The sequence below is a fragment of the Acinetobacter lwoffii genome (genome assembly GCF_029024105.1).
Taxonomy (GTDB): domain Bacteria; phylum Pseudomonadota; class Gammaproteobacteria; order Pseudomonadales; family Moraxellaceae; genus Acinetobacter; species Acinetobacter lwoffii.
The window spans coordinates 795984-812833 of record NZ_CP118963.1 but is presented as its reverse complement, the minus strand read 5'-3'; the positions used below and the strand labels follow the sequence as shown (position 1 = coordinate 812833).

The following is a 16850-nucleotide window of genomic DNA, read 5'->3' as shown; positions in this document are numbered from 1 at the left end:
TGCTTGCTCATTTGTGCCCAGATTCAAACTTCGATTTATTTAAAAATGGATTTGCTTTGATTTTTTATTTTTAACGCTGTAATGAGATTGAAGAACTTGAGATAAACAAACAGGACAAATCAGCAACAGAACAGATCTTCACATGGATAAATCACGGAAAATATTCTCAAAAAACTACAATATTGTTCTGTTTTTTACCCTCTTCTTTTTTATCCAATAAACCTTCCCTATAAATGTTCGAGAAAATGAATAATATTATGATTCGTGAAGGGAAGGTCGAAGATATACCTCAAATTATTCAGGTCATTCATGACAGCATTCAGTCCTGTGTACTGGATCATCAGCGTGAAGAAAGCAAAATTCAAACCTGGCTAGAAAAATTTGATCATGCCAGCCTGATTGTCGATATGCTGTATAACGATTGCTGGGTTTATCTCATCTATGACAAGGTCGTCGGGTTCTTATTGGTCAGTGATGCTGGAGAAATCCGGATGCATTATGTGGCCCAACACTGCCAAAGGCTGGGGTTTGGCACCGAGTTATTTCATCAAATGCATCACGCTTTATTAAAGAAAAAAATTCATCAGATTGAAATACAGTCTACTCAAACTGCATTAAGTTATTATCAACACTGCGGCTTTCATCCACATTCTGCCGAGTCAGAAGATGAATCGCGTTATCTGTATAAATATGTTTTTTAATCGGCCTCTTTTTCAATTTTTAACTGATCACGTCCGGCCTGTTTGGCGGCATAGAGCTGCACATCCGCCGCTTTCATCAATTCATGAATATCTGCATAGCCATGTTTTTGTTCAACCCAGGCCGCGCCCATACTGACCGTAACATAATCTTTTGCATCTGGCCGATTCAGATGTTCCATACGCTGTTCCCGAATCTGGTTTAATACATTTTCCAGATTTTTTAGGGCAGTTTGAACTGGCATTCCAGTGAGCAGAATCGCAAACTCTTCACCACCATAACGTGCCAGATAGCCAGATGGTGGCAAAGCAGCTTGAATAATCCTGACCAGATTTTTCAGGATTTCATCGCCTTTTAAGTGACCATAGTAGTCATTATAGTTTTTAAAAAAATCGACATCGAGCATGGCAAAAATCAAGGTATGTTGCGGCTGCTGTTGGGTCTGCAAAAACTGCTGCTGGATTTCATGATTTAAGGCACGCCGGTTAAAAGCTCCAGTCAGCGCATCAATATTCATTTGCTGTTCCAGTTTGGCATTCACTTCACGCAGTTGCTGGGTCCGTTCTTTAACTTTTTGATCGAGCGAATTATTGAGCGCGATCAGGTTCAGGTTCAGCTGTTCAGTCTCATAAGTTTGATGTGCATAATGTCTGGACTGCTGAAACATGATTAATAAGGCATAGATACTGGTTGAGATAAAGAACAGATGCGTGGTTTTAATTACATTGATCAGCAATAGATAATCATTCAAAAAAGTTAGACAGAGGAAAATAATTGCAATCAGATTTAAACGCGAATAATGCTCTTTATAACGTAAGGTCTGATAAAAACCGTAAATAAAATTACCGATGATGACCAAGGCAAAAATCGCACTAAATAGGGCCAGACGTTCAAATATCTCAGGAGGTGAAAATAGGGTGAAAGTAATGTTAAAAACCAGTAATGCCACTGCGATATAATAAATCACCGGATTTAGATAGCGCCGGTTAAACAGATGCATATAGCTGAGAAAAAAGAAGGCCGCAATAAAAGTAAACAGATACTCTAAGCGGGTTCCCCACAGCCAGTTGATATTGGTAAATACCGAATAGGCATAAGGTGCAGAAAACAGGTTATGCAGGGCTAAAAAGACAATAAACCAGCCAAAAACAAAGATACTTTTACTGTTACGTTCTCGTGATCCCCGGAATACCGAAAATAGAATAGTAAACACCCCCACCCCAAGTACCGCGCCGCACACCATGGCAATACTCATCATGAGCTGCTGAAATTGGCGATTGATGGTACCTGCAACGCCGATCTGCATCGGTCGTTCGAGACCACCATGCAAGTGGGTATAATTGGAAGCCTGAATGCTTAAGGTAATATATTCAGTGTCTGGAACAAAATAGCCAATACTCGGTGCTTTCTCAGTCACCTGTTTGTCAGGTGTGGTACTGATTTCCCCGAGACGGACAATAAACTGTCCATTGACATATACCCGATAGGCGCCGTATTGGGTTGGAATCCGAATCGCGATGCGTCGCCCGAGAAATTCTTTCGGAATTTTAAAATAACCAATAAAGGTACCGTAGCCAGAGTTTGAACCCGCTAGAGTTTTAAAAGAGGCTGGCAATTCAACTGTTTTTGACTGGAGTACGGGGCTGGGCTGAACAATAAACTGACTCGGATAAAACAGCCATTTTCCCTGCAAGGCACTAGTGCTATGTTCGGTAAAATGAACTTCAGTAATATGGTCGTGAGATTGCTGCTGAAATGACGGCGAAGGGAGTTCATCCTGAGCGATTGCTGAACTTATGATGCAAGTCATCCAGCTCAAGGTACAGACAAATACGAAAAAACAGACATTCCTTATCAAGTTATGCAAATACGTTCTATCTCAAGATAATTCTTTATTATTCTTATAATTTACAAGGAATATTTTTGATTTCAAATCTTTTTAGATGTTTTTTGTAGCTTATCCGGCACAGCCTATTTTTAAGCAACTGCACCGGAACCAGCGTATATCTTTGAATAAAAAATATAACTTATATTCAGCAAGTTAAATCATTTTAATCACGTGTTTTTACATCAAACAGTTCAATTTCAAAAATCAGGTTGGAATTGGCTGGAATGACTTTACCCATTTTACGTTCGCCATAGGCCAAATGTGCAGGCACCATCAGTTTACGCTTACCGCCAACTTTCATTCCCAGAATACCCTGATCCCAACCTTTGATTACACGGCCTGTGCCAATGACGGTTTCAAAATAATTACCACGGTCAATAGAGGAATCAAACTTGGTTCCATCTTCCAGCCAGCCAGTATAGTGCGTGGTAATTAGGGCACCTTTCACCGCTTCTTTACCTTCGCCTACTTTTAAATCAATAATTTCAAGTTCGTTGATCATGGTTATTTACCTGAGAGGAGCATAAAATTCAAAGCTCAGTATAAACTGGATTGCTCTGTTTTTTTAAGTCTGGGTCATTGATGGGTTAAAAGCTGAGTTCCTGAATATTCTTATCATTGAGTAAATACTGGGTTAATTCTTGATGATTCTTGGCCGATCCCATCAGTATCCAGCGTCCGACAATCTGTTGATCGACTTTTTTTTGTGAGGAATGCACCACTTTTAGCTTGTAACGCTTAAATAGCATTTCGTAGTGATTGGAATCATTTTCATCAAATGGACAGACAATTTCATAGCTGCGTTCCTGATTCAGAGATTCGATGCCGCGCTGGACATACATCAATAGAACCAGCACCACCATGACAATAAAAGTAGCCCAAATACTTAAGAGTTCATAGCCTGCACCGACCGCCATGCCGAGTGCGGCTGTCATCCAGATCGTGGTTGCGGTGGTAATCCCGGAAATACGGTTATCATCTTTCAGGATAACACCAGCACCTAGAAAACCCAGTCCAGTCAAGACATTGGCGGCCAGCCGGTCAGGATTGGCCACGCCTATTTTCAGGGAGATAATGGTAAATAAACAGGAACTCAGACTGACCATAATCATGGTACGCAGTCCGGCAGATTTACTGTGATACTCACGCTCTGCACCAATAATTGCGCCGATCGCGACAGCCAGCAGTAAATCATAAAGTTCATGGTACATGGTGCAACCCTGCGTATTCTTATCCCTCAGATATACGCAATTTGAGCTACAGGATACAAGTCTAGACTTGCATCCTTATTTGGCCTTATTGTAACTGTTCCCACTCAACCAGCACCTGGCCCTGATCGCCAATCAAGGTCCATTCACCATCCATCACATTGAGCTGTAACTGCATGGTGCGTTCGCATAACTGTGGCAATGCGTCGGTAGTTGCAGTAGATAACTTCCACACTTCCACATTTTTTAAGATTTTTAATTTGCTGCTGCGCTTATACCATTCATCCACCGCAGAACCATAGGTGACGACTGCGACCTGCTTGCAACGCGCACTGGCCTTTTTGACTTTATCTTCGTCCGGGCTACCGACTTCAATCCATTTGACCAGTTGCCCGGTCAGATCCTTTTCCCAGAGTGCCGGTTCATCGGTTTCAAACAGATCCTTGGTAAATTCTAGTGCTTCATCGGCATAGCGTGCATAGGCCAGAATACGCACCATCAAGCGTTCAATGGTTTCTGAAGGATGCAGTGCCATCGTCAGCTGATAATCCTCATAACGATGCGTATCCATATCCGCAATATTCAAATCAACCTTATAAATCGTCGCTTTTAACGCCATCACATAATCCTCAAATTTGGCGCCTAGCATATAAGATTTAGCGCTATTTTGCTGAACAGATTTAGGCCAATAATTCATTCAGCGCACTAGAAACAGTACCATTATTTCTCTGGATCCATACGACATTGCACCAGGGCAGTTTCAAAGGCCAGCCAATCCCGTGACTGTTGATAAATCACTTCTACCCGGTTATCAATGCCTTCATCTACCGACTGATAATTAAACTGCTCAGGATTAAAATTAAAGCTTTTCCAGCCTTGGTCGGTATGAAAAATTCCCTTGATTCTGAGCCAGTCTTTTTGTTCACAGAGCAGATCCAGCAGATCATAAAAATTGAATTGCCAGCGTTTTGGCAATTTCCAGCCCGCAACCTGATAACCCTGCGCGCTTTCTACATAATGATAAGGCATTTGCTGAATCACTAAGGGCGTATCTGCTGAACGGGTGATCTGTTGCTGTTTTAACAAAGGCTGAATCTGACGGGCAGAACCCCGATAGCCCTGCTTGATCAGTTCGATATCGAGTTGTCCATGCTCGGTGAACAACCACTGTTGGGCATAAGGTTGATATTCTGTCTGAAGTTGCGTGAGTGCTGCGTGGTCTGCGGTTGTCATCAAGTCAGTATGTGAAATCACCACAATATGCGCTGCCTTGAGTTGGTCTGCGTACAGGTTTTGCTGAGTCCAGTCTCGATCATGCAAACGTGAACCATCTACCACTGTGACCAATGCCTGCATGTTTAAATGACTCTGCCAGTGCGGTTCGGTCAGCTGTTCCAGTAATTGGCCAGGATGCCCCAGTCCGGTAGGTTCGATAAACAGACGATCCGGTTTCACTTCTGACAGCAGGCGTGACAAGGCAATCTGCATGGGTAACTGGCTACTACAACATAGACAACCACCCAACAGCTCTTTGACCGCAAAGCCCTGGTCTTGTGGCAATAACTGCTGGTCTACCCCAATCTGGCCGAATTCATTCATTAGCACAGCCCAGATTTCCTGTTCCGGTTTTTGCTGTAATAAATGTTTGATTAGTGTGGTTTTACCTGCCCCCAAAAATCCGGAAATGATATGGACAGGAATAGCCTGCGACGCTGACAGAATTTTCAAAATCGACTCTCAAGAGATTGAATAGAAATAGCAATACTCTGCATTATAAAGCACAGTGTGACTTTAAAATGCGTGTTCTTCGCAAACACGGCGTGAAAATCACAGAGATAAAAATTAATGGAATGATCCCAAATTACCAATTTTCTATGTTAACTTTTATTTCAAATTGGATTCTTGAAATATTCACACACACTTTCATTAAATAAAACTCCGCATAATTAACAGAAATAAAACAACTTTCTCAGTTTTGTATCTGCTGGGTTATTCCCTGCGTGTCGCTTTTGTTAATTGATTTGCTCAGTAAAATTTCAGTGCTTAGGATGGGCATCTGTCGAATTGATGTGATGGTCAGCTCGGCAGATTACATGACATGAATAAAAGGATGCCAAAAATGAAATATGCACAAATCTTACTTGCCACTACGCTTACTGCTGCTGCAGCCACCAGTTTTGCTGATAGTAAAACTACAGATGCGAAAACCACCACTGCAGAAGAAAAAGTGATTGTGACTACCCAGGAATTACCTGAATCGAATGCTCCTGTTGCAGGCGCATCTGCAGAGCAGCCTGCTGCCTCTGAAGCTGCTGCGGAAACTACGACACCTGCAAAACCTGCTGCACGTTAAGTGATTGAACAACTCGTTTAATCCTTCAATGAAGATATCAGGGACAGTAATTCTCCAGTAGGCTTTGTCCTATACTGCCCCCGATATTATTCTATGCTGAATCATGCTTGATGCTGGTTCAGCATTTTTATTGCATAAAATCTATTTATCACCATAGTCAAAACTGATCATAGAATTAATACAGGCTATCAAATTTTTATTATTTTTATAATTAAAATCAATTATTTATTTAAAAACTACCTATTTCAATCCAATATTATCCATATACTTAAGCTACTATCGCCCAACTTGTTTCTGGCTTCTAACTGTCCCTTAATAGCATCAAATGCAAGTCGATTGAGTGGACATTCGCTATGAGCAATACTAATTACACTACTGAAGTGGCAATCCTTGGCGCCGGCCCTGTAGGCTTAACCATTGCCAACTATCTGAGCAAGCAAGGCGTAGCTGTCACGATTGTCGAGCAACTGGATAGTTTGATTGATTATCCACGTGCGATTGGAATCGATGATGAATCCTTGCGTACCATTCAATCTTTGGGTTTAGTCGATCAAGTCTTGCCGCATACCACTCCGAATCATGCGATGCGCTTCTTGACGCCTAAAGGTCGCTGTTTTGCAGATATTCAGCCTTTAACACGTGAGTTTGGTTTCTCGCGCCGTAATGCCTTTATTCAGCCACAAGTCGATAACGTTCTGCTGCAAGGCTTAAAGCAATATAAAAACACGCAGGTGCTGTTTTCTCGTCAATTGACCCAGTTTAGTCAGGATGCTGACGGCGTAACACTCAACCTGCAAAACAAAGAGGGCGATGCAGAAACCATCCGCGCTCAATACCTGATTGCCTGTGATGGCGGTAATTCTTATGTGCGCCGCAACCTGGGCATTGCCTTTGAAGGCGAAACCGCACCGAATCAATGGATCGTGATCGACCTTGAGAATGACCCGCTTGCTACACCGCATATTTACTTATGTTGTGATCCGGTTCGTCCTTATGTATCAGCCGCATTGCCACATGGTATCCGCCGTTTTGAATTTATGGTCATGCCGGGTGAAACACAGGAAGAACTGAGCAAACCAGAAAATATTGCCAAACTTCTGTCCAAGGTGTTACCAAGCACGGATGGTATCGAAGTGATCCGTCAGCGTGTCTATACCCATAATGCGCGTATTGCGGACAAATTCCGTGCCGACCGTATTTTGCTTGCTGGTGATGCTGCGCATATCATGCCGGTATGGCAAGGTCAGGGTTATAACAGCGGTATGCGTGATGCCTTTAACCTGGCCTGGAAAATGGCGCTGGTTGTTCAAGGCAAAGCTGGCCCAGCACTTTTAGATTCTTATCAGATCGAACGTAAAGACCATGCCAAGGCGATGATTGACCTGTCGGTGATGGCAGGTCACGTATTGGCACCACCGAAAAAATGGCAAGGTTTTGTTCGTGACGGCATTGCCTATGCCCTGAACTATATCAAACCGATCAAGCAGTATCTGCTGGAAATGCGCTTCAAACCAATGCCGAAATATCATGACGGCGCACTTTTGAGCAAGGGAGCCAAGAACTCTCCAGTCGGCAAAATGCTTATCCAGCCTCAGGTTCAGCTGGCTTCGGGTGAAACCGTATTACTAGATGAAGTGATCGGCAATGATTTTGCGATTATTGCCTGGGGTGTCGATCCGAAATGGGGTCTCAGTCCAGATACGTTGCAACAGTGGAAAACGCTCGGCGTGAAATTCATTCAGGTAATTCCGGCGGTGCAATTGCAAAATAGCCAGCGTAAACAGTATGAAGATGTCATCACCATTGGTGATATCGGCACAGATATCCGCTCGTGGTTTGGCAACACGTCTGATTCAGTTGTGATCTTGCGTCCTGACCGTTTCGTAGCTGCTCTGGCCATTCCTCAATCGATGGAAAGCACCAGCCAGCAACTGTTTAAAAAGCTTTACCTGAAATAATATGAGGGTCACTTTTCACCACGCTTCGGCGTGGTTTTTTTTATTGTTTTAGATCTCCCGGACAATATATAGACCGAGGAATTAGACTCGGTACTCTTGAAACCACGGGATATCTTTCAGGGAATCACGGCGAGCCATCTGCTGCAGGAAGAGCCTAAACTCGTCAAATGGCGGTAAAATTTTCGCAGATATGGCGAAGATCAAACAGTAAGCCACATAGAGATCCGCCGCCGAGACTTTTTCACCCAACAGATAAGGACTAGCCTGCCCGATGCCCTGTTGCAGAAAATCAAATACGGCTGCTTCATTCCCAAAACTTAAACTTCTCCGGTTCTTTTCAATATTTTCTGGCGACACCTGCAAATTTTTTATATCGATATATTCGGTGAAGGGTCCATGACAGAAAAACATCCATTTTAAATACGCCCCACGCTTCGGATCATCCAAAGCAGGTGCCAATCCTTTGTCACGATATTTATCTGCCAGATAGATAAAAATGGCGGCCATTTCTGAAATGACGATCTCCTGATCTACCAGACAGGGAACTTTTCCCATCGGATTCATCTGTGTATATGCCTGCTGATGCATATCCTCATAGGCAATCTCCACCTGCTCAATCTGATCTTCAATTTGTAATTCTTTCAGCAAAGGCAACAAGGTCAGGCCACGTGATTGCGGATTGTTATAGAGCTTCATCATCCTGCTTCAACCGGTTTTTTTATTGTTAGAGGTTCAGTATAAAGCGATTTGCAGTTCCGATTTAAAAGGATGTGCTACAGATCATTTCTGTCGCACTGCTTTTTCGATGGGCTGATCAACGATGCAGATATTAGAAAAGATCCACACAAAACTTTTCTTTTAATACTTTTAAAATCAGATCAATCACCACATGTTTTTGATCCTTGCGATAATTGGCATAGAGCCCAATCATCGGCAACGGTTCCAGCGTCTTTTTCACCACAATATTATCGCCGAGCAATGGAATCACATAGGTCGGCACCAGACTCCAGCCCACCCCATCCCTACCAGATTGACATTGAGCAGGATATTGGTGGAATACTGCACCACATTCACTTTTAATTTAGACTGTTTAAAAAAATCCTGAATCAGCTTATGCAGTTGCGGATCGAATCAAACTCACTTAACTGCCCCGGATAACGGGTAAAGGCAATGTCGATCTGTCCATTTCTTCAGGCACTAAACTGCTCTGCATCGGTCAGACTATGAAACTGTGCTTTCAGTTCAGGAAAATGCGCGCGGATATTCGGCATGATATAAGGAAAGACTTTCATTTCCGCGACCGGCACGAATCCGATATTCAGCTGATCCTGCTGTGCATTCGCGATCTGTCTGGCAGTCTGAATGGCGCGCTCTGCATGCTCAAGACTCAGTAAAGCTTCTTTTAAAAACGCCTGTCCAGCTTCAGTTAGCCCGACCTTACGGTTATTCCGCTCTAGCAACTGTACGCCAACCTCACGTTCCAGATCCTTGATTTGCTGGCTCAATGAAGGCTGTACCGTATTTAATTTTTCCGCGGCACGGGTAAAGTTCAGTTCCTGCGCCACCGTAACGAAATAACGTAAATGCCTTAATTCCATTTTATAACTCCAAACTTGCCGGGCGCTTATTTTGCTTTTTGGCAACATACTGACGATAAACCAATATCGTCACAATGACGAGTGCGGCACTCAAAACATAAGTAGTTTCAAAGCCCCAATAGGCAATCAATACTCCCATTGCCACGGAACCGATCGCTAAACCCAGATCAAACAGGGTAAAGAAGGTTGAAATCGCATGTCCCATACGCTGTTTGTCGACCGACTGAATGGCCAAGGTCTGCAAACATGGGAATAGTGAACCATAACCGATGCCAATAAACACTGCCGACAACCATAATATCCATTGATTGGAAATCAGACTGACAATCACCAGACCAATGGCAAAGAAAATAAATGAAGGATAAATCACCGCACTGGGTCCCTTACGGTCATAAATCTTTCCAACCCAAGGTCTGACCAGCAACATGGATGCTGCAAATACAATAAAGAATACGCTGGTATAGCCCAAAAGCTGCTTGGTTTCACTAAATGCAGTAATAAAACTCATGATGCCCGAGTAGGCAAAAGCGGTTAGTAAAGCCACAAAACTTACCGCCAGAACTTTGACTTCCAGAATATCCTGCAAGCTCAAGCTGGTTTTTTCTGTGCTTATAGCTTCAGGTTTTGGTAACTCTGTGATTTTGAGCATCCAACAGAAAATGAGCCCCAAAGAAATGATAACGGCAAGAATGCCAAATAAGACTTTGAAGCTGGTGAACTGAATTACGGTCAATGCCAGCAAGGGCCCAAAAACCACACCCAGATTGGTCGACATGACGAAATAGCCCATGCCCTCACCTTTGCGCTGTTCAGGAATAAATTCATTAGCGACGGGTACTGCCACCGTGGTCAGAATACTGAACCAGATACCATGTAAAAAACGCACCAGCAACAGCGACCACATGCTATCTACCAGCAAATAACTAAAGGCAAATAAGGCAAAAATCACACCTGCGCCGCGCATCGAGATTTTCTTGCCGAGCTTTTCGATGATCATGCCGGAAAATGGCCGAATCGCAATCGAAGAGGCCAAAAATAGCGTCAGCGCCAACCCAGCTTCTTTTACCGAACCGCCCAGATCTTTCATGATGTAAATCGGCAAGATGGTCAGTAAGGCAAAGTAATAAACGAACAGGAAAAAATTATTGAATAAGCACAAGATAAATGAGCGATTCCATAACCGCTCAGCGCTAACTGACATAATCACCAACTTTTAAAATTTGTAGGGAAATAGCACAAACTCAGGCTTGAACAGTGACCGGATGCAAGGCCAACTCGACCAGATTCTGGATATAGTGTTCATCTGGAATCCGGTTGAAAAAAATGATCTGGTAATGAATCGGGCCGTATAAGGTATCCAGCATCAAATCAAAAGGATAATCCGCGCGGATTTCTCCCCGTTCAATCGCTTGCTGAATCAGTTGATGGGTCTGTTGCCGACGTGGCAAGAGATATTGCTGAAAGAACTCACCTGCCAGTTCGCGGTGATTGGCAATCACTACCAGCAAAGCCCGACCGACCGGATGATTCAGCGCTTGAGATAAAGAACCGAGTTGTTGAATGAGATTGCTTTTCAGGCTTTTAGAGGTATCCAGCTCAAATACCGAAGCTGTATGCTGTTTGAAAGTGTACAGCACCAGTTCCGATTTATGTTTCCACCATCGATAAATCGTGGACTTGCCAACACCGGCACGTGCCGCTACATCTTCAATCGTCAGCTGATGATATTCACATTCTGCCAGCGCATTTGCGACCGCCTGCAATATACATTGCTGTCGTCGGGAACTTTTCTCGTCACTGCTCATATTTTTCTACTTAACTTTTCAGATTTAAAAACGATACGATACGTATCGTTTTATACTAAAATAAAAAATGGCAAAGCTCCAGCACTAAACTGAAATTAACGCAAAAAAAAGACCTTCAAACTAAGGTCTTTTCCATCCCGACTTAACTCTGTGCCGTCTTTTTATAAATGCTGCAAGAAGGATGATGATTTTCTTGTAAACGCGCGACTTTACGCTGTTCTGCTGCCTCAAAACGGCAACGTTTCCAGTCATTGTCCAGATTCAAGGCTGGAATCTGTTTCGGTTTACCATTTTCATCCACCGCCACCATGGTGAAATAGCAGCTATTGGTATGACGTACAGTTCTCTTTTGAATATTCTGGGCTTCTACACGAATGCCAATTTCCATTGAGGTACGGCCAACATGGTTGACACTGGCCAGGAAGGTCACCAGTTCACCAACATGAATCGGCTCTTTAAAATTCACCTTGTCTACAGACAAGGTCACGACATAACTGCCCGAATAGCGACTTGCACATGCATATGCGACCTGATCCAATAATTTCAGAATGGTTCCACCATGAACATTTCCTGAAAAATTTGCCATATCTGGCGTCATGAGAACTGACATCGTTAACTCTGACTGGTCATCTGATACTGCTGCAATTTGATCTAAAGGGGCCATCGTTTTCTTTGAACTCTTTGAATGACAAGGTTATCGCTTATTATTATAGCGTTTTTAACATGAATAAAATGTTCAATTCGGCAAATGAAGCATCACAATTATTGATATAGAAAATGTATTCATACAGAAAAAAATATATTTAATTGCTTAAAATCTCAGTTAGAAAGTTAAGTGTCAATAAATCAACACTTATTTATCTGGGGTTGATTACACAGCAACTGAGAATTTTTCACTGTTTTAAGCTCTGAACAAAAATAATTCAGGAAAATAAAAAGGCTCTGCGTGATTTAAAGTATCACTGGCCTGAGCATTTCCTGCGCCACGTTCTGATAACTTAAAATTTGTTGACCATCCAAGGTCGTTTCAACGGTAAAAGAACCATCCTGATGGGTCGCGGTCACTGTAAAAATATAGTGTTCGAATTGTGCCAGTTTGACCTGCTGTCCAATTTTAATATGCATCATGATGTCTACATCTGTGTAGTGATCTTTTCAAACTGCATTCTGGCATGAACATCGATGCTTTTGAATATTTGATCAACTTAAGTATACGAATAATAATATTAAAATTTTAATTTAAGACGAATAAGGCTTATTATTTAAAACAATATACTTATAATTCAATTTGTTATATTTAAAATTAATTTTATCTTTTGCGATAATTCCGACTGACTGATACACATAGGCAATCATCTTATCTTTTATAACAATCAGTTAAGCGTTACAGCCGATGATCCGTTATCCTTTTGAGTGAATATCCCTATACTGCGATATAGGGATAAACAGAAATTTCAAAAAAAAGATTTATTGAGCTTGATGTTCATGTACCACAAACTGTGGAATGCGATGTCCTTGAGCATAATCATGTTTTTGGTAGGCTTGTGAAATTTCCATCAACTTTAACTGGGTCGCCTCGGCACCAGCCTGCATGGTGAGTTCCCTGCCACGGACATCAAAGATATGGCCTTTTTCGCGTAAATCCGGCTGAATCACCACATCTGCATGCTTTAATTCTTCATGCGCCAGATGTTGCTGCATAATATTGATGTTCTGGTTAAACAGTCCCCAGACATTGCTGGTTTCCGTGTGAATGGGTTGTGCCAGAATATCTACCGCAATCACAATGTCGGCTCCCAACTCACGTGCCACATCGACCGGCACCGGACTGACTAGACCACCATCTACATATTCTTTACCTTGAATGATGGTCGGAATAAACATACTCGGAATCGAGACTGAAGCACGTACCGCCTGTCCGGTATTACCATAATTAAAAACGACTTTTTTGCCTTCTTTCAGCGCGGTTGCTACCACAAACATCGGGATTTTCATGGCTTCAAGCGGTGTTTGATCGACCTGCAAATTGACATAGTCCTCAACTTTTTTGCCATCAAAAAAGCCTTTTCTGGCCAGTTTGATATCACGAACATCATTCGGTCGCATGCTGAGAGCAATATTGCGCAGTTCAATCGCCGGTTTGCCACTCGCATAAATGGAGCCTACAATACTGCCCGCACTGGTTCCGACAATAAAATCGGGTTGAATACCCGCCTGTTCCAGTACTTCCAGCGCACCAATATGCGCATAACCACGCGCACCGCCACTGCCTAGGACTAAAGCAACTACCGGACGCTGTTGAGTTTGCTTGATCTTTTGAAAATCAATTTGATTTGGACGCGCCTGAGCTTCTCCGCGTTGTGCAGCAGGTTGCAGATGACTGGTCGCCGCTTGGGCTGTCATGGGGGTCGTTTGGCAAGCACTCAGGCCAAATGTACCCAGTATCACCATACTCAACACATATTTCTGCATGCAGAGAATGTCCTCATTAATCTAAAGCAGCATAGTGTATAAACACATGCATAAATAGTCTGTAGAATTTCGTAAAACTGTCATACAGTTCAGCTACTTTATCTTCATTTTTCCCATAACTGTATGCCTTCAATCTCACTGTATCGGATTTTCCTGATTTTCCTGCAACTGGGCTGCATTTCATTTGGCGGTCCGGCAGCACATCTGGTATTTTTTCACCGAAAATTTGTAACCCAACTGCAATGGTTGAATGACACCCAATACAGTCAACTGGTCGCTTTGGCACAACTTTTACCCGGGCCGAGCAGCAGTCAGGTGGGGCTGTCGATCGGTTATCTGCAACGGGGCTATACTGGTGCCGTGATCGCATGGCTGGGTTTTACCCTACCCTCAATGATTCTGATGACCTTGGTGGCGCTCTTGGGTCAAAGCTATTTCCATATTTTAAACTCAAACAGCTTTCATACCATCCAGTTAATTGTATTTTCTGTCATCGCCTGGGCATTCTGGCAAATGCTGAGAAGCTTCTGTAAATCAGCTTGGCAATATGCTGTCTTAATCCTCTCTGTCGCATTACTGATAGTCGTTTCAGTGAGTTTTAATCAGATTCTTGTGATTATGCTGGGCGCAATCTGTGGACTCTTGGCTGGATATTTTTCCCCATCAGATTCAAAACCTAAAGAAATTAACAAAACAGCAATCAGCTCGCCTTATATTCGATCTGCCGCTGCACCTTATTGGTTACTGGCATTTATCCTGCCATTTTTGCTGCTGCCCTTAGCTGGAAAATTATGGGGTGAATCGGAGCTGCAATTTTTTTCCAATTTTTATCAGACTGGCTCGCTGGTGTTTGGTGGCGGTCATGTGATTCTGCCTTTGTTACATCAGGACTTTGTCACGACTGGTTTAGTGAGTGCACAATCTTTTGATCTTGGCTATGCATTTGCCCAGCTTATGCCGGGGCCTTTATTCAGTTTTGCCAGTTATATTGGTGCTTTGCTGCCTTGGACGCCCTATGTCTGGCTGAATGCAGTACTAGCGACCTGCGCAATCTTTTTACCTTCATTTTTCCTGATTTTTGCCACCTTGCCCTACTGGTCATGGTTGATGCAGCAGCGCCATATTCATCAGGCGGTGATGGGCATCAATGCTACGGTGGTGGGGCTATTGCTGTATTTATTGCTGGATCTTTCACAACGTTATTTTAGTTATGGCTCCGACCTGGTCTTTGTCGCGGTGATGATTGCTCTGCTACGCTCAAAACTACCGGTCTGGTTCAGCCTGATTTTAGGCTTTGTGCTTTATCAAAGTTATTTAAATTTCTTTTAAATAAAACTTTGGCACAAAAAAAGCCCCGAATGATCGGGGCTTTTTGCTTCAAGTCTTACCAGATATCTGATTTGACCTTGTCTTTAAATTTAGGATGGTTATCCAGTTTAAATTCAGGCTCTTTCACACCACGCTTCAACTGACCGGTATAGTCTTTGAGCAACATCAGCAGGAAGGGCATCAGCAACAGGATTGCGATCAGGTTGATACTTGCCATCACGCCCATGAACAGATCTGCCATATTCCAGATCAATGGCACACTGGCGATAGAACCGAAATACACCATGATCAAAACAAAAATCCGGAAGATCAGCATCACCCGGCGATTGTTATTGATGAACTGCACGTTTCCTTCGGCATAGGCATAGTTACCAATAATTGAAGAATAGGCGAACAGGAATAGAATCAAAGCCAGGAAGTCATCGCCCCAAGCCCCAATCTGGCTTTCCAGTGCCATCTGGGTCAAGGTCACGCCTTCAAAGCCTGCATTTTCATACAGACCCGAAACCAGAATAATAATCGCGGTACATGAACACACCACAAAGGTATCTACAAATACTCCGAGCATCTGTACCAGACCCTGGTTGACCGGATGTTTGACATCGGAAGCTGCAGCGGCGTTCGGTGCCGAACCCATCCCTGCCTCGTTAGAGAACAGACCACGCTTGATGCCCATCATCATGGCCATAGATACCATGGCACCAAAGAAACCACCAGCGGCGGCTTCAAACTCAAAGGCTTTACTGAAAATGAGCTGGAAGATGGATGGGAGCAAATCGTAATTGATGACCGCAATATACAAAGCCACCGCCAGATAAAGCACAGCCATAAACGGCACAAAGCTTTCCGCGACTTTTGCAATCCGTTTAATTCCGCCAAAAATGATCACCGCAGTCATAAAGACCAGAAACAATCCGACCCAGGAGATTTCCAGATTCAGGCCGCCTAATGGCAGAATCAGGTTCGCCTGATCCCAGCCCCAGGCATGAGAAGTCGCTCCGGTAATGGCATTGGCCTGAACTGCATTGAAGACAAAACCATAAGTCGTAATCAATGCAATCGCAAAGACAATCCCGAGCCATTTCTGTTTCAGGCCTTGAGTAATGTAATAAGCTGGACCACCACGGAATTGCTGATTTTTGTTATCTCGCACCTTAAACAACTGTGCCAAAGAGGATTCAACAAAAGCAGAACTCATGCCCAAAAAGGCAGTAAACCACATCCAGAACACGGCACCGGGGCCACCAATCGCAATCGCAATGGCGACACCCGCGACATTGCCCACACCGACCCGGCTTGCCAGTCCAGTGACAAAGGCCTGAAACGGGGTAATGCCGTGCGTATCCTGAACCTTGCCACGGCTATTTTTCATGACTTTCATGCTGTGCCAGAACAAACGAATTTGTACTGCACCGGTCATGATCGTGTAGAAAATACCAACTGCGACCAGAAACACCACCAGAAAATCCCATAAAGGGCCATTCAGGGCATTAATCCAGCCGAGTAAGGTTTCATTTAACTGATCATTCATGTCACATCC

The 16850-nt window shown here is 43.3% G+C and carries 16 protein-coding genes and 1 pseudogene; 4 read left to right on the top strand and 13 right to left on the bottom strand.

All coding sequences use genetic code 11. The features are described 5' to 3' along the window. Positions 1-233: 233 nt before the first annotated feature. Positions 234-701 (top strand): GNAT family N-acetyltransferase, encoded by a 468-nt coding sequence (locus tag PYW33_RS03765; RefSeq protein ID WP_004645805.1) that lies wholly within the window; start codon positions 234-236, stop codon positions 699-701. On the opposite strand, the gene PYW33_RS03760 is transcribed toward PYW33_RS03765, so the two are convergent. The 5 genes from PYW33_RS03760 to PYW33_RS03740 form a co-directional block, all read right to left on the bottom strand. Continuing rightward, positions 698-2509: a sensor domain-containing diguanylate cyclase gene (locus PYW33_RS03760; protein ID WP_004645807.1), complete on the bottom strand. Its 1812-nt coding sequence runs from the start codon at positions 2507-2509 to the stop codon at positions 698-700. The genes PYW33_RS03765 and PYW33_RS03760 overlap by 4 nt on opposite strands. A 241-nt stretch (positions 2510-2750) precedes the next feature. Continuing rightward, entirely contained in the window at positions 2751-3089 is a 339-nt protein-coding gene (locus tag PYW33_RS03755) for an FKBP-type peptidyl-prolyl cis-trans isomerase (RefSeq protein WP_004280661.1), read from the bottom strand. Between the two features lie 85 nt (positions 3090-3174). After that, on the bottom strand, positions 3175-3798 hold the full coding sequence (locus tag PYW33_RS03750) for an MgtC/SapB family protein (protein ID WP_004645808.1): 624 nt from the start codon (positions 3796-3798) through the stop codon (positions 3175-3177). A gap of 85 nt (positions 3799-3883) precedes the next feature. Continuing rightward, on the bottom strand, positions 3884-4414 hold the full coding sequence (locus tag PYW33_RS03745; RefSeq protein ID WP_026055736.1) for a YaeQ family protein: 531 nt from the start codon (positions 4412-4414) through the stop codon (positions 3884-3886). A gap of 101 nt (positions 4415-4515) precedes the next feature. Then, positions 4516-5523 (bottom strand): CobW family GTP-binding protein, encoded by a 1008-nt coding sequence (locus tag PYW33_RS03740; protein WP_004645810.1) that lies wholly within the window; start codon positions 5521-5523, stop codon positions 4516-4518. Between the two features lie 391 nt (positions 5524-5914). Between PYW33_RS03740 and PYW33_RS03735 the strand changes: the two genes are divergently transcribed. Both PYW33_RS03735 and PYW33_RS03730 read left to right on the top strand, forming a co-directional pair. Further along, complete coding sequence (locus tag PYW33_RS03735) at positions 5915-6148, top strand: hypothetical protein (RefSeq protein WP_004645811.1); 234 nt, start codon at positions 5915-5917, stop codon at positions 6146-6148. 353 nt (positions 6149-6501) lie between these two features. Beyond that, positions 6502-8106: a bifunctional 3-(3-hydroxy-phenyl)propionate/3-hydroxycinnamic acid hydroxylase gene (locus PYW33_RS03730; RefSeq protein ID WP_004645813.1), complete on the top strand. Its 1605-nt coding sequence runs from the start codon at positions 6502-6504 to the stop codon at positions 8104-8106. A gap of 81 nt (positions 8107-8187) precedes the next feature. Here PYW33_RS03730 and PYW33_RS03725 read toward each other — a convergent pair whose 3' ends face one another. The 7 genes and pseudogenes from PYW33_RS03725 to PYW33_RS03695 form a co-directional block, all read right to left on the bottom strand. Further along, positions 8188-8802 carry a glutathione S-transferase family protein gene (locus tag PYW33_RS03725; protein WP_004645814.1) on the bottom strand — a complete coding sequence of 205 codons (615 nt, stop codon included), beginning with the start codon at positions 8800-8802 and terminating at the stop codon, positions 8188-8190. Positions 8803-8935: 133 nt separating this feature from the next. Continuing rightward, positions 8936-9704 (bottom strand): annotated as a pseudogene (locus tag PYW33_RS03720) (LysR family transcriptional regulator). Between the two features lies 1 nt (position 9705). After that, positions 9706-10905 (bottom strand): MFS transporter, encoded by a 1200-nt coding sequence (locus PYW33_RS03715; RefSeq protein ID WP_004645817.1) that lies wholly within the window; start codon positions 10903-10905, stop codon positions 9706-9708. A gap of 40 nt (positions 10906-10945) precedes the next feature. Then, on the bottom strand, positions 10946-11509 hold the full coding sequence (locus tag PYW33_RS03710; RefSeq protein ID WP_004645819.1) for a TetR/AcrR family transcriptional regulator: 564 nt from the start codon (positions 11507-11509) through the stop codon (positions 10946-10948). A gap of 142 nt (positions 11510-11651) precedes the next feature. Continuing rightward, positions 11652-12173, bottom strand: a complete 522-nt coding sequence (locus PYW33_RS03705; RefSeq protein ID WP_004280680.1) for an acyl-CoA thioesterase — start codon at positions 12171-12173, stop codon at positions 11652-11654. Positions 12174-12460: 287 nt separating this feature from the next. Next, positions 12461-12637, bottom strand: a complete 177-nt coding sequence (locus PYW33_RS03700) for a hypothetical protein (RefSeq protein ID WP_004645820.1) — start codon at positions 12635-12637, stop codon at positions 12461-12463. A gap of 339 nt (positions 12638-12976) precedes the next feature. Beyond that, positions 12977-13981: a patatin-like phospholipase family protein gene (locus tag PYW33_RS03695; RefSeq protein ID WP_004645821.1), complete on the bottom strand. Its 1005-nt coding sequence runs from the start codon at positions 13979-13981 to the stop codon at positions 12977-12979. 123 nt (positions 13982-14104) lie between these two features. Between PYW33_RS03695 and chrA the strand changes: the two genes are divergently transcribed. Then, a complete protein-coding gene (gene chrA, locus PYW33_RS03690) occupies positions 14105-15310 on the top strand; it encodes a chromate efflux transporter (RefSeq protein ID WP_004645822.1) in 1206 nt (401 codons plus the stop codon). Positions 15311-15365: 55 nt separating this feature from the next. On the opposite strand, the gene PYW33_RS03685 is transcribed toward chrA, so the two are convergent. Continuing rightward, entirely contained in the window at positions 15366-16841 is a 1476-nt protein-coding gene (locus PYW33_RS03685) for an alanine/glycine:cation symporter family protein (protein WP_004645824.1), read from the bottom strand. Between the last annotated feature and the right edge of the window lie 9 nt (positions 16842-16850).